The organism is Streptomyces sp. CA-294286 (assembly GCF_050947155.1).
Classification (GTDB): Bacteria; Actinomycetota; Actinomycetes; order Streptomycetales; family Streptomycetaceae; genus Streptomyces.
The window spans coordinates 4,693,868-4,706,364 of record NZ_CP192005.1; the positions used below are offsets into that span (position 1 = coordinate 4,693,868).

11 protein-coding genes are annotated in these 12,497 nt (G+C 72.2%); 6 read left to right on the plus strand and 5 right to left on the minus strand.

Annotated elements, in window-relative coordinates:
- Positions 1–32 precede the first annotated feature (32 nt).
- Both macS and ACQPZG_RS25460 read left to right on the plus strand, forming a co-directional pair.
- Positions 33–1,247, plus strand: coding sequence for a MacS family sensor histidine kinase (gene macS / locus ACQPZG_RS25455; RefSeq protein WP_433548039.1), 1,215 nt, complete (start codon positions 33–35; stop codon positions 1,245–1,247).
- A 5-nt stretch (positions 1,248–1,252) separates the two neighbouring features.
- Positions 1,253–1,948, plus strand: a complete 696-nt coding sequence (locus ACQPZG_RS25460) for a response regulator (protein ID WP_433548040.1) — start codon at positions 1,253–1,255, stop codon at positions 1,946–1,948.
- Positions 1,949–2,193: 245 nt separating this feature from the next.
- Here ACQPZG_RS25460 and ACQPZG_RS25465 read toward each other — a convergent pair whose 3' ends face one another.
- Both ACQPZG_RS25465 and ACQPZG_RS25470 read right to left on the minus strand, forming a co-directional pair.
- Positions 2,194–4,164, minus strand: coding sequence for an anthranilate synthase family protein (locus ACQPZG_RS25465; protein ID WP_433548041.1), 1,971 nt, complete (start codon positions 4,162–4,164; stop codon positions 2,194–2,196).
- Positions 4,165–4,262: 98 nt separating this feature from the next.
- Positions 4,263–4,331: a trp operon leader peptide gene (locus tag ACQPZG_RS25470; RefSeq protein WP_433549545.1), complete on the minus strand. Its 69-nt coding sequence runs from the start codon at positions 4,329–4,331 to the stop codon at positions 4,263–4,265.
- Positions 4,332–4,498: 167 nt separating this feature from the next.
- Here ACQPZG_RS25470 and ACQPZG_RS25475 point away from each other — a divergent pair, with 167 nt between their 5' ends.
- The 3 genes from ACQPZG_RS25475 to ACQPZG_RS25485 all read left to right on the plus strand — a co-directional run bounded on the left by ACQPZG_RS25475 (position 4,499) and on the right by ACQPZG_RS25485 (position 8,157).
- Entirely contained in the window at positions 4,499–6,367 is a 1,869-nt protein-coding gene (locus ACQPZG_RS25475) for a glycosyltransferase family 2 protein (RefSeq protein ID WP_433548042.1), read from the plus strand.
- A 42-nt stretch (positions 6,368–6,409) separates the two neighbouring features.
- A complete protein-coding gene (locus ACQPZG_RS25480) occupies positions 6,410–7,762 on the plus strand; it encodes a class II 3-deoxy-7-phosphoheptulonate synthase (RefSeq protein WP_433548043.1) in 1,353 nt (450 codons plus the stop codon).
- Between the two features lie 149 nt (positions 7,763–7,911).
- Positions 7,912–8,157 (plus strand): (2Fe-2S)-binding protein, encoded by a 246-nt coding sequence (locus ACQPZG_RS25485; protein ID WP_433548044.1) that lies wholly within the window; start codon positions 7,912–7,914, stop codon positions 8,155–8,157.
- 7 nt (positions 8,158–8,164) lie between these two features.
- Here the strand turns inward: ACQPZG_RS25485 and bfr are convergent, their stop codons facing one another.
- The gene (gene bfr / locus ACQPZG_RS25490) at positions 8,165–8,647 is read right to left on the minus strand and encodes a bacterioferritin (protein ID WP_433548045.1); all 483 of its coding nucleotides are present in this window, start codon (positions 8,645–8,647) and stop codon (positions 8,165–8,167) included.
- Positions 8,648–8,802: 155 nt separating this feature from the next.
- Here bfr and ACQPZG_RS25495 point away from each other — a divergent pair, with 155 nt between their 5' ends.
- Positions 8,803–9,435, plus strand: a complete 633-nt coding sequence (locus ACQPZG_RS25495; protein WP_433548046.1) for a sulfite oxidase-like oxidoreductase — start codon at positions 8,803–8,805, stop codon at positions 9,433–9,435.
- 128 nt (positions 9,436–9,563) lie between these two features.
- Here the strand turns inward: ACQPZG_RS25495 and ACQPZG_RS25500 are convergent, their stop codons facing one another.
- Positions 9,564–10,511, minus strand: a complete 948-nt coding sequence (locus tag ACQPZG_RS25500) for a deoxyribonuclease IV (protein ID WP_433548047.1) — start codon at positions 10,509–10,511, stop codon at positions 9,564–9,566.
- A gap of 59 nt (positions 10,512–10,570) precedes the next feature.
- The gene (pknB, locus tag ACQPZG_RS25505) at positions 10,571–12,475 is read right to left on the minus strand and encodes a Stk1 family PASTA domain-containing Ser/Thr kinase (protein ID WP_433548048.1); all 1,905 of its coding nucleotides are present in this window, start codon (positions 12,473–12,475) and stop codon (positions 10,571–10,573) included.
- Positions 12,476–12,497 lie beyond the last annotated feature (22 nt).

Sequence of the window (12,497 nt, forward strand, 5' to 3'; positions counted from 1 at the left end):
GCCGGGGAGAGCTTTTCGGGGGTGGGGGAGAGATGGCGAAGGCACGGCGCGAGCGGGTCGTGCGGATGTCGGTCGAGCAGCCGCTGTGGCGCGCGCTCACCGGGTACCGCGTGCTCACGATGGTCTACGCGGTGCTGCTGTACGTGTTCACCCGGGACGAGTTCGAGCGCCCCTGGGTGGCCGTCGGCTATCTGGCGGTGATGGCCCTGTGGACGCTGGCCACGCTCCCCAGGGTGGCCAACGCCGCGCACTGCACCAAGCCCTTCCTGGGCGCCGACCTCGCCGTCGCCCTCGTCGGCATCCTGCTGACCCCGCTCGCCAACTTCGAGGCGCGGCACATCGACGGCCCGACCCTGCCGAGCATATGGACGGCCGGTTCGGTCCTGGCGTTCGCCATCAAGGGCGGCTGGCGCTGGGCGGCCTTCGCCTCGTCCCTGGTCGCCGCCGCGAACCTGGTGGAACGCGGCACCCCCAGCCGCGACACCCTGCACAACGTGCTGCTGGTCTGGGTCGCCTCCATCGCCATCGGCTACGTGGTGGAAGTCGCCCGCGCCTCCGAGCGCACCCTCGCCCGCGCCCTGGAGATCGAGGCCGCCACCCGCGAGCGCGAACGGCTCGCCCGGGACATCCACGACAGCGTCCTCCAGGTGCTCGCCATGGTGCAGCGGCGCGGCAGCGCCCTGGGCGGCGAGGCCGCCGAACTGGGCCGCATGGCGGGTGAGCAGGAGGTGGCCCTGCGGACCCTGGTCTCCAGCGGTCTGGTGCCGCCCAGCCGGGCCTGGGAGGACGCCTCCCGGGGCGCGGTGGTCCGCAGCGTCGAGGTCGACGAGCCGGACGACGCGACGGAGACGGGTGCCGTCGACCTGCGCGTGCTGCTCGCCCCGCACGCCGGGGCCCGGGTCTCCTTCGCGGAACCCGGGGCTCCGGTGCTGCTCGCCCCCGCCGCGGCCAGAGAGCTGGCGGCCGCTGTCGGTGCGGCACTGGACAATGTCCGCAGGCACGCCGGCGACGGCGCCCAGGCCTGGCTGCTGGTCGAGGACGAGCCGCACGAGGTGATCGTGACGGTACGGGACGACGGTCCCGGCATCCCCGAGGGTCGGCTCGCGCAGGCCGAGGGAGAAGGACGCCTCGGCGTCGCCCAGTCGATCCGCGGGCGGCTGCGGGACCTGGGCGGGAGCGCCGAACTGCTCTCGACACCCGGGCAGGGCACGGAAGTCGAACTGAAGGTTCCCCGGGGGAAGGCGTAACGCTGATGAGTGAAGAGACCGAAGCGACCGCGGAGCAGACGCGGTCCATCAAGGTGATGGTCGTCGACGACCACCCGATGTGGCGCGACGCCGTCGCCCGCGACCTGACGGCCGCCGGGTACGACGTGGTCGCCACCGCGGGGGACGGCCCGCAGGCGGTGCGCCGCGCGCGGGCCGTCGGCCCCCACGTGCTGGTCCTGGACCTGAACCTGCCGGGCATGCCGGGCGTGCAGGTCTGCAAGGAGCTGGTCGGCGCCGACCCCGGGCTGCGGGTGCTGGTGCTCTCCGCGAGCGGCGAGCACGCCGACGTGCTGGAAGCGGTGAAGTCCGGGGCGACCGGTTACCTGCTGAAGTCGGCGTCCACCGAGGAACTGTGCGACGCGGTGCGCCGTACGGCGGCGGGCGACCCCGTCTTCACACCGGGACTGGCCGGGCTCGTCCTCGGCGAGTACCGCCGCCTCGCCTCGGACCCGGCGCCGACCGCCCCCGACGAACCGAAGGCCCCGCAGCTCACCGAGCGCGAGACGGAGGTCCTGCGGCTGGTCGCCAAGGGGCTGTCGTACAAGCAGATCGCCGAGCGCCTCGTCATCTCGCACCGCACCGTCCAGAACCACGTGCAGAACACCCTCGGCAAGCTCCAGCTGCACAACAGGGTCGAACTGGTGCGGTACGCGATCGAACGCGGTCTCGACGACGCCTGAGCGCGCCCCTGGCGTGGCGGGTTTCCGTGCTCGGCGCGACGAAGGGACCCGCACGTGCGGACGCACGGTGCCCGGAGGATCGGGGCACCGACCGGGGGCGGCGACGGCCCGGCGCGCGCAGACCGCCGGGCGTGACGCGCCGGAGACGGTGGCGGGCGTCGCCGCGGGGCGCCGTGAGCGGCGTGCGCACCGGACGCGGTACGAGGACGTCCCGGCCGTGCCCGGTGCGCGCGCAGACCCCCGGCTCAGTCGGCCGACCGGGCGACGGCCGCAGCCACCCCTGCCAGCAGGTCCGTCACCACCGCCGTCCCCCGCATGCTGAGCACCGACTCCGGGTGGAACTGCACGGAGGCGAATCCGGGACCGCGCAGCGCGTGCACCTCGCCCGAGCCGTCGGCGCTCACGCCGCCCGCGCCCCCGGCCGCCCTCGCGCCCCCGCGGCTCCCGGCCTGCCCGGCACCACCCCTGGCCACCTCGATGCCGTGTGCCGCCAGCTCGGCCGCCGCCGCGTCGTCGCAGACCGCCGTGAAGCTGTTGTAGAAGCCGACCGTCTCCGGCCGCCCGAACAGATCGACCGTCTCCTGCACCCCCTGGTACGGCACCCGCTTGCGCACGACCGCCAGGCCCAGTTCCGCCGCGATCAGCTCGTGCCCCAGGCAGACCCCGAGCACCCCGTGCCGCGCCCCGCGCAACAGGTCCGCCGTCAGCGCCCGCAGGAAGCGCATCTTCGGGTCGTCCGCGTCCGCGGGGTTCCCCGGGCCGGGACCCAGCACGACCGGGCCCGGGTGCCCGAGCGCCGCCTCCCGCAGACCCGGCTCGTCGTAACGGCGTACGGACACCTCAAGACCGGAGGCGCGCAGGACGTGCGCGAGCATCGCGGTGAAGGTGTCCTCCGCGTCGACCACGAGAGCATGTCCGGACAAAGTGCGGGTGCCCTCCTGCATCCGCAGCCAGAACGGCGCGAGGTGCGCCCGCCGTCCGTCCAGCGCCGCCCGCACCCGCGCGTCGTCGGCGAGGAGAGGCCGTACCGACTCCTCGCGAGGACGCCCCGGACGCACTCCCAGCGCGGCCAGCACCCCCGCCGCCTTGGCGTGTGTCTCCGCGACCTCCCCGGCCGGGTCCGAGTTCCGTACGAGGGTCGCGCCGACCGGTACCCGCAGCCTGCCGTCCGGGGAGATGTCGGCGGTACGGATGAGGATCGGCGAGTCGAGCGTCTGTGCGCCCGTCGCGTCGCGCCCCAGCAGGGCCAGCGCACCCGCGTAGTAGCCGCGCCCGCCCACCTCGTGACGCTCGATCACCCGGCACGCGTTCTGCACCGGCGAGCCCGTCACCGTCGCCGCGAACATCGTCTCGCGCAGCACCTCGCGCACGTCCAGCGAACTGCGTCCGCGCAACTCGTACTCCGTGTGCGCGAGGTGCGCCATCTCCTTGAGCCGCGGGCCGACCACGACCCCGCCCCTGTCGCCGACGGTGCACATCATCTTGAGCTCCTCGTCGACGACCATCGACAGCTCCTCGGTCTCCTTCGGATCGGCGAGGAAGTCGAGCAGGTCCTCGGGGGTGGGACCGTCGGCGGGGTAGCGGTAGGTGCCGCTGATCGGGTTCATCACCACCGTCCCGCCGGACATCCGCACGTGCACCTCGGGGCTCGCGCCCACCAGCACGCGGTCCCCCGTGTGCACGACGTACGTCCAGTACGCACCCCGCTCCCCGTCGAGCAGCCGGCGGAAGAGGGCGAGCGCGTCGGCGCGTCCGAAGCCCGGGACGCTCCCGGTGTACGTGCGCCGGATGACGAAGTTGGCGCCCTCGCCGCGCCCGATTTCGCCGTCCACCACACGCCGGACGATCTCCTCGTACTCCTCGTCCGCGACGTCGAAACCGCCGTCCTCCACCCGCACCCGGTGCGAGGGCAGCGCGGCCCGCACGCCTTCGAGAGGGAGTTCGTACGACTCGTCCGCGACGAGCACGCTCAGCGGCGTGCCGTCGTCACGCACGTCGAAGCCGCGCTCCCTGATCTGCCGGAACGGTACGAGCGCCAGCACCGGGCGTCCGACCTCGCCGACCGGAAGGTCCGCGAGGCGCTCGGCCTCGTGCACCGCGCCGATCAGCACCTCGACGGTGTCGTGGTCGCGCCCGGGGGTGCGGCGGCGCAGCACTGCGAAGGGCGGGCAGTCCTCGTCGAGGAGACGGGACAGCAGCGCGACGGGATCGGACATCGGTGGGTTCCTTCCGGATACGGAGCCGGAGGAACGGCCGGGAAAACAAAAGGGCCGCCCTCCTGGGGCGGCCTCTGCGTCAGTGGATGTACGCGCGATCAGTGGGCCGCCGGATGAGCGGTCCACCACCAGTTCTGGGAGGAGCGGGTCTGGGTCTGCGCGAACATGTGACGCACCTTACAGCACCCCGAGGGGGGCCCGTCGGGGGCCGGGCCGCAGAATTCAAGTGTTCGAACGACCTCCTCTGCCTCTCCAGCCGCTTCACTTGGCTCTCGTGCCGGCAGAGTCCCCGCACGCCGGTGCGGGGACGGCTTTTCTCCGAAGGGTGTGCCAGGTGAACCCACGCGTGTCCGTCGTCGTACCCGTGCACAACACCGCTCCGTACCTGGAGCGGTGTTTCGGCTCGGTCCTCTCCCAGAGCCTCGGCCAGGACCACTGGGAGGTGGTGGCCGTCGACGACGGCTCCACCGACGGGAGCGCCGCCTGGCTCGACGACTTCGCCCGGGAGCGGGCCAACGTCACGGTGGTGCACCAGGAGGCGTCGGGAGGCGCGGGCAAGCCGCGCAACGTCGGCATCGAGCACGCCCGCGGCGAGTTCCTGTTCTTCCTCGACTCCGACGACCACCTCGGCCCCCAGGCGCTGGAGCGCCTGCTGGCCATGGCCGACGAGCACGGGTCGGACGTCGTCTACGGCCGGATCGTCGGCGGCGGCGGTCGTCCGGCACCCGTGGACCTGCGCCGCAGCAACCCCGACGTCAGCCTCTTCGACTCGCCGGTCTACTGGACTCTCGCCGCCTACAAACTGTGGCGGCGCACCCTGATAGACGGCCACCGGCTGCGCTTCGTGGAGAACCGGCTGCGCGGCGAGGACGTCCCGTTCTCCGTCAAGGGCCTGCTCAACGCGCGCAGGATATCCGTCGTCGCCGACCACGACTGCTACGTCCTGGAAGGCCGCGAGGACAACAGCAACGCCTCCGAGCAGGACATCGACTGGGTCGACCACCTGCGGCACGGCGAGTCCATCCTGCACCTGGTGGGGGAGCACGTGCCCGCCGGGGCCGACCGGGACAAGCTCGTCGAGCGGCACTTCCACGGCGAGATCCTCAGCGTCTTCGGCAGCCACTTCGCCGCCCTCGACGAGGAGGAGCGCGCCATGGTCGCCAAGACCGCCCGCCCGGTGGTCCAGGAATGGCTCACCGACCGGATCTTCCAGGCCCTGCCGCCCCGGCTGCGGTTGCGCGCGCACTGCCTGCGCGAGGGACTGCTGGAGGAGCTCACCCACATCGTCCGCGCCGACGCCGGGGGCGAGGTGGGCCCGGCGGTGGTCCGCGACGGCCGCGCCTGGGCCCCGTACCCGTACTTCCGGGACGGCACTCGCGCGCTGCCCGACGCCTGCTACGACCTGACCTCCCGCGTGGTGCTGCGCCAGTCCGCGCACGCATGGACCTGGGAGGACGGCGTGCTCGCGGTCACCGGCAACGCCGCGCTCACCCTGCTGCCCGCGGCAGGCCAGCAGGCCGCGCTGGTCCTGCGCAACGGCGCGGCCGAGCACCGGGTGCCCGCCGTCCGCACCGAGAACGGCGACTACCGGGCGGAGGTCGACCCGGCCCGAGCGGCCGGCGCAGGCCCGTTGTCCGACGGCAACTGGACCGTGCGACTGGAGGTCGGCGCGCCCGCCGAGGACGGCGGCGAGCCCCTCACCAAGATCGCCTGGCTGTCCGCCCCCGAGCCGGCCCCCCTGCCCGTGGCCCGGCTGACGGGCGGCGGGGACGCCCCGCTGGTCGCCGCGGCGGTCTACGCCTCCGAGCCGCACCGTCACACCAACCTGGACATCGGGGCGCAGCGCCACCGGCTGGGCCCGGACGCCTGCGCTGCCGTCGCCAGGCGCCCCCTGGGCGCGCCCAGGGTCACCGCCGCGGTGACGCTCCCCGACTGTCCCGAGGATGCCGAACTGGAGCTCGTGCTGGCCCTGGGGGAGCAGCGCGTCGTGCTGGAGACGGAGGTCACCAGGCTGTCCGGGTCCCGCTTCACCCTGCGCGGCACGCTCGCCCACGCGTCCGAGGGGCGCTGGGAGATACGGATACGGGTCCGCGGACGGGGCTTCAGCAGGGACGTCCCCGTGGCGGACGCCGGCGACAGGACGGCCGGAGCGGTGCTCGACGTCCCGGCGCACTGGAAATGGACCCGACGTCTCACCTTGTGAGCGCGGCGCGGAGCACCGTGTCGCACCCCGTAGGGTGGCCGGGTGACCGTGAACGCGAAGACCACCCTCAACGGTGGCAACACCTGGCGCGACCTTCCTGCGGCGCAGCAGCCCGAGTACCCCGATGCCGAGGCGCTGCGCGATGTTGTCGCGGACCTCGAATCGTATCCGCCGCTCGTCTTCGCGGGCGAGTGCGACCAGCTGCGCGCCCGACTGGGAGCCGTCGCCAAGGGCGAGGCGTTCCTGCTTCAGGGCGGTGACTGCGCAGAAGCATTCGACGCCGTGTCGGCCGACCACATCCGCAACAAGCTCAAGACGCTCCTCCAGATGGGCGCCGTGCTGACGTACGCCGCGTCCGTGCCCGTCGTCAAGGTGGGCCGGATCGCCGGTCAGTACAGCAAGCCGCGCTCCAAGGGGACCGAGACCCGCGACGGCGTGACCCTGCCGACGTACCGCGGTGACTCGGTCAACGGCTTCGCCTTCACCGAAGAGGCCCGCATCCCGGACCCCGAGCGGCTGAAGCGGATGTACAACGCGTCCGCCTCCACCCTCAACCTCGTGCGCGCCTTCACCACCGGCGGTTACGCGGACCTGCGCCAGGTGCACGCCTGGAACCAGGACTTCGTGAAGAACTCGCCGTCCGGCCAGCGCTACGAGCAGCTCGCCCGCGAGATCGACAACGCGCTGAACTTCATGAAGGCCGCCGGGACCGACCCGGCGGAGTTCCGCACGGTGGAGTTCTACGCGTCGCACGAGGCGCTGCTGCTGGACTACGAGGCCGCGCTGACCCGCGTGGACTCCCGCACCGGCACCCTGTACGACACCTCCGGCCACATGGTGTGGATCGGTGAGCGCACCCGGCAGATGGACGGCGCGCACGTCGAGTTCGCCTCCCGGATCCGCAACCCGATCGGCATCAAGCTCGGCCCCACGACCACCGTCGACGAGGCGCTCGGCTACATCGACAAGCTGGACCCGGACCGCGAGCCCGGTCGGCTGACCTTCATCGTCCGGATGGGCGCCGACAAGGTCCGCGACAAGCTGCCCGACCTGGTCGAGAAGGTCACCGCGTCCGGCGCGGCCGTCGCCTGGATCACCGACCCGATGCACGGCAACACCTACGAGGCCGTCTCCGGCCACAAGACGCGCCGCTTCGACGACGTGCTCGACGAGGTCAAGGGCTTCTTCGAGGTGCACAAGGCCCTGGGCACCCACCCGGGCGGCATCCACGTGGAGCTCACCGGCGACGACGTCACGGAGTGCGTGGGCGGCGGCGACGAGATCTTCGTCGACGACCTGCACCAGCGTTACGAGACGGCCTGCGACCCCCGGCTCAACCGCAGCCAGTCCCTCGACCTGGCGTTCCTGGTGGCGGAGATGTACCGCGACCAGTAACCCCGGTGACGTACGACGGTGGGGCACGGATCCATGTGATCCGTGCCCCACCGTCATGTGCGGCCAGGGTCTTTACGTACGCGGCGAGACGGGTAAGGTTAGGTTTACCTGACCATGGACCGGCCTGGCTGAGGGATCGAGGTGTCCGCGTGTTCGTCTGCTCCTGCTTCGGCGTGACCGACCAGCAGATCAAGGCCCACGCCGCCGCCGGAGCGTGCACCCCGCGCCAGATAGCCTCCGTCACCAAGGCAGGCACGGACTGCGGCAACTGCGTCCGTACGATTCAGGGCCTGCTCGGCCGCGGGGCCTGCCCGCGCCGCGAACTGATCGCCGAGCACGCGCTGTCCTCCGTCGCGGAGCAGACGGACCGGGTGGCCCTGGACGAGGCCGCCTGAGGGGCTGCTACGCCTCGCTCGGCTGCTCGATCAGCTGGGCGATGTAGAGCGGCTCACCGAGCCTCTCGACCAGCTCCAGCTGGGTGTCGAGGTAGTCGATGTGGTGCTCCTCGTCCGCGAGGATGTCCTCGAAGATCTTGGCCGACGTGATGTCGCCCTTGGCGCGCATGACCTCCGCGCCGCGCTTCAGCCGGTCGATGGCCTCGACCTCGATCTGCCGGTCCGCCTGGAACATCTCGGTGACCGTCTGCCCGATCCGGACGTGGAAGAGCCGCTGGTAGTTGGGCAGGCCCTCCAGGAAGAGGATGCGGTCGGTGAGGATCTCCGCGTGCTTCATCTCGTCGAACGACTCGGCCCGCGTGTACTTCGCCAGCTTCGTCCAGCCGAAGTTGTCCTGCATCTTCGCGTGGAGGAAGTACTGGTTGATCGCCGTCAGTTCGGCGGTCAGCTGCTCGTTGAGGAATTCAATGACCTCGGGGTCGCCCTGCATCGCTGGGGCTCCTTCCAGGGGGTGGCCGGGCAGATTGCGCGCATCCTCGCACCGCAGCTCGGAAGACGTCCAGTAAGTGCACGCTTAGTAGGAGTTGCCCGAATCGGCCCAGACCCGGTCATGACCACCCCTCGCCGTCTGTCACCATGGGAGGCATGGGTCAGCCGGAAAGCCGGGAACACCGCGACATCGAGCACTCCGAGCTTCCGCCGGGACAGCGGCTCCAGCGCGGTTGGCCGGTCACCCACTACGGGCCCGTCCCCAAGTTCAAGCCGGAGCGCTGGGAGTTCCGCGTCTTCGGCGCGACCGCGGACGGCGAGAAGCGCTGCTGGAACCACGAGGCGTTCTCCGCGCTGCCCTTCACGACGGTGATCGCGGATCTGCACTGCGTGACGAAGTTCAGCATGCTGGGGGCCGAATGGGGTGGCGTCGCCGCCCGGACGGTCCTGGAACTGGCTCCGCCCGCCCCGAAGGTCACGCACGTCATGGTCTGGGCCGAGTACGGCTACAGCGCCAACGTCCGCATCGAGGACTTCACCGACCCGCGCACCATCTTCGCCACCCACAAGGGTGAGGACCTGCTCACCGCGGAGCACGGTTTCCCGCTGCGCCTGGTGGTCCCGCACCTGTACGCCTGGAAGGGCCCCAAATGGGTCCGCGGCATCGAGTACATGACGGCGGACCGCCGCGGTTTCTGGGAGGAACGCGGCTACCACAACATCGGCGACCCCTGGCGCGAACAGCGCTACTCGTACCAGGAGGAGCCGGGGGACGGCCCCGAGCTGTAACGGCCGCGCCGCCCGCACGGGACGGGCTGCCCGCACGGGCTCCCGGGTCGGCCCCTCCACGGCCCCTTGGGCCGGCCTGCACGGCCTCCGGGCCGGCTCCCACGGGCCCCGCGGGCTCCGCGAGCGCCTCAGAAGGAGCGCAAGCCCTTCAGCCGCGCCACGTCCGCCGCATGCCCCTCCTTGCCGCCCGGCGTCTCGATGACCAGCGGCACCCCCCGGGTCGCCGGGTGCGAGAACAGCTCGCGGAAAGGTTCCTCGCCGATGTGCCCCGCGCCGATGTTCTCGTGCCGGTCCTTGTGCGCGCCGGTGACGTCCTTGGAGTCGTTGGCGTGGATCAGCTTCAGGCGTCCCTCGCCCACCGTGTCCACCAGCAGGTCCAGGGTCTGTTTCATCCCGCCCGGCCCCGCCAGGTCGTGGCCCGCCGCGAAGATGTGACAGGTGTCCAGGCAGACCCCGAGCTTCGGGTGGTGGTCCAGGGCGTCGAAGTACGGCCCGAAGTCCCAGGTCCGCGAGCACAGCGAGAAGCCCTGGCCGGCCGTCGACTCCAGCAACAGGTACGGGTCGTCGTCGTGGGTCAGCTCGTCCAGCAACGGCAGCAGATGCGTCCGTACCTGCGCGAGGGCCTCCGCGCGGGGCCGCCCGCCGGTCGCCGACCCGGTGTGCACGACGACGCCCAGCGCGCCGATGGCGCGGGCCCTGCGCAGGGAGTGCCGCAGCGACTCCACGGACCGTTCGACGGTGGCAGCGGTGTGCGAACCGAAGTTGATCAGGTACGGGGCATGGACGTACGCCGGGATGCGTTCGGCCGTGCAGGCGGCGAGGAACAGCTCGTCCTGCGCCGGGTTGCCGACCGGCGTCGCCCAGCCGCGCGGATTGGCGACGAAGACCTGGACCGCCTCCGCGCCCATCTCCCGGGCGTACGGCAGCCCGGTCGAGGCGAGCCCTCCGGCGACGGGGACATGGCCGCCGACCGGGTTGCGGAGGGCGGGATCGTGGGCGGCCGGGACGCGGGCCGAGGGGACGTGCGCGGTCGGCGGGCCGACGGGGAACGGGGTGGGGATCTCTGCGGTGCTCATCACCCTCCAGGATGCCGCACCCGCTCCGTGACCCCTGTCGTCGTGGTCGCCCCGCCCCGCTAGAGGATCTTCGTGGTGAGGGTGATCGTGCTGCCCTCGGGGGCCTGCGAGCCGCCGGCCACCGACTGCTTCTCGATGACCTTGCTGAAGGACAGGAGCGGCCGTTCGACCTCGACCTGGAACCCCGCCTCCCTGAGCACTCGGCTCGCCTCGTCCGACTGCTTGCCGAGGACGTCGGGCACCGCGACCATCCGCGGCCCCTTGGAGACGGTGAGTGTGACGCGTTCGCCCTGGCCGAGCCGGGTGCCGGCGGGGACCGACTGCCGGGCCACCCTGCCCGCCTCGGCGGGGGAGTGGACCTGCTCGGGCGCGACGTCGACCTTCAGCCCGAGGCCCTCCAGGGTGCCGGTGGCGTCCTCGACGCCCTGCCCGGTCACCGTCGGCATGTCCACCGGCGCACCCTTGCTGACGACGATCGCCACCGCCGTGTCGGGCGCGCGGCCGGTGCCCGCGCGCGGTTCGGTGCTGATGACCGTGCCCAGGGGCACGTCCTCGCTGAAGGCCCTGCTGACGACGCCGGGTGCGAGACCGGCGTCCTTGAGTTCGTTCCTGGCCTTCGCCAGCGGCATCCGCTTCACGTCCGGGACCTTCACGATCTCGGGGCCCCGCGAGAGGACCAGCGTCACCGACCCGTTGTGGCGGACGCGGGCGCCGGGCGCGGGGTCGCTGTCCATGACCGTGCCGCGCGTGACGGTGTCGCTGAACTTCCGCTCCACGCCCTTCACGTCGAGCCCGGCCGCCGACAGCTTCGCCCGCGCGTCCTTCTCCGACTGGCTGAGCAGAGCCGGGACCTGCGTGAACTGTCCGGAGTTGATGTACCAGACCCCGGTGCCCACCAGCGCCAGCAGCACCGCCGCCACGACCAGGACCAGCCCCCGCCGGGTGGGCAGGGCGCGCCGCGACGGCGCACGGGACGGTTCGGCCCCGGGCGGCGGCCCCGGCAGCCGGCTGGTGTGCCGCTCGGTGGGCAGCGTGCGCGGAATCACACTGGTCCGGTCCTCGGGGCCGACCGCGGGTGCCTCCGTCTTCGCCTGCGGGGGTACGAGGTCCAACTGCTCGTCGTCGAGGGCCGCACGCGCCGTCCTCGCCAGTCCGAGCAGGGCGACCGCGTCGAACGGGCGGGCCTCAGGGTCGCGGGCGGTGGCCTCGCCGACCAGCTCGTCCAGTCCGGGCGCCAGCCCCGGTACCGCGGCCGACGGCGGCGGCACGTCCTTGTTGAGGTGCTGGTAGAGCACCTGGGCGGCGGTGCCGCCGGAGTGCGGCTTGGCGCCGGTGAGCATTTCGTACAGGACGACTCCGCACGCGTACACGTCGGCGCGGGTGTCGGCGGTGCCGTGCTCGATCTGCTCCGGCGCGAGGTAGGAGACCGTGCCCAGGAGGGAGCCGGTGGAGCTGGTGACGGTGTCCACGGCCCGTACGAGACCGAAGTCGGCGACCTTCACCCGACCGTCGTCCCCGATCAGGACGTTCTCCGGCTTCATGTCCCGGTGCACGAACCCGGCCCGGTGCGCGGCGCCGAGCGCGGCCAGCACGGGCTCCAGGATGTCGAGCGCGGCCCGCGGCTGGAGCGCGCCGCGCTCGCGCAGGACGTCGCGCAGGGTGCAGCCCGCGATGTACTCCATCGCCAGGTAGACGTAGGCGCCCTCGGCGCCCTGGTCGAAGACGCCCACCACGTTGGGGTGCGCGAGACGTGCCACGGACTTGGCCTCGCGGATGAAGCGGTCGACGAAGGAGACGTCCGCGGCGAGGGTGGGGTGCATCACCTTGAGGGCGAGCACGCGGTCGAGGCGGGTGTCGACGGCCCGGTAGACCGTCGCCATCCCGCCGACGGCGATGCGTGCCTCGACGCGATAGCGGCCGTCGAGCAGGTGCCCGACGAGGGGGTCTTCAAGGGTCGTGTCCACGGAGGGAGTCTACGAGCCGGTA

What these genes read in the sequence shown, in the direction of transcription:
- macS (WP_433548039.1), top strand. Translation starts at nt 33, where the DNA reads ATGGCGAAGGCACGGCGCGAGCGGGTCGTGCGGATGTCGGTCGAGCAG.
- ACQPZG_RS25460 (WP_433548040.1), top strand. Translation starts at nt 1,253, where the DNA reads ATGAGTGAAGAGACCGAAGCGACCGCGGAGCAGACGCGGTCCATCAAG.
- ACQPZG_RS25465 (WP_433548041.1), bottom strand. Translation starts at nt 4,164, where the DNA reads ATGTCCGATCCCGTCGCGCTGCTGTCCCGTCTCCTCGACGAGGACTGC.
- bfr (WP_433548045.1), bottom strand. Translation starts at nt 8,647, where the DNA reads ATGCAGGGCGACCCCGAGGTCATTGAATTCCTCAACGAGCAGCTGACC.
- ACQPZG_RS25495 (WP_433548046.1), top strand. Translation starts at nt 8,803, where the DNA reads ATGGGTCAGCCGGAAAGCCGGGAACACCGCGACATCGAGCACTCCGAG.
- ACQPZG_RS25500 (WP_433548047.1), bottom strand. Translation starts at nt 10,511, where the DNA reads ATGAGCACCGCAGAGATCCCCACCCCGTTCCCCGTCGGCCCGCCGACC.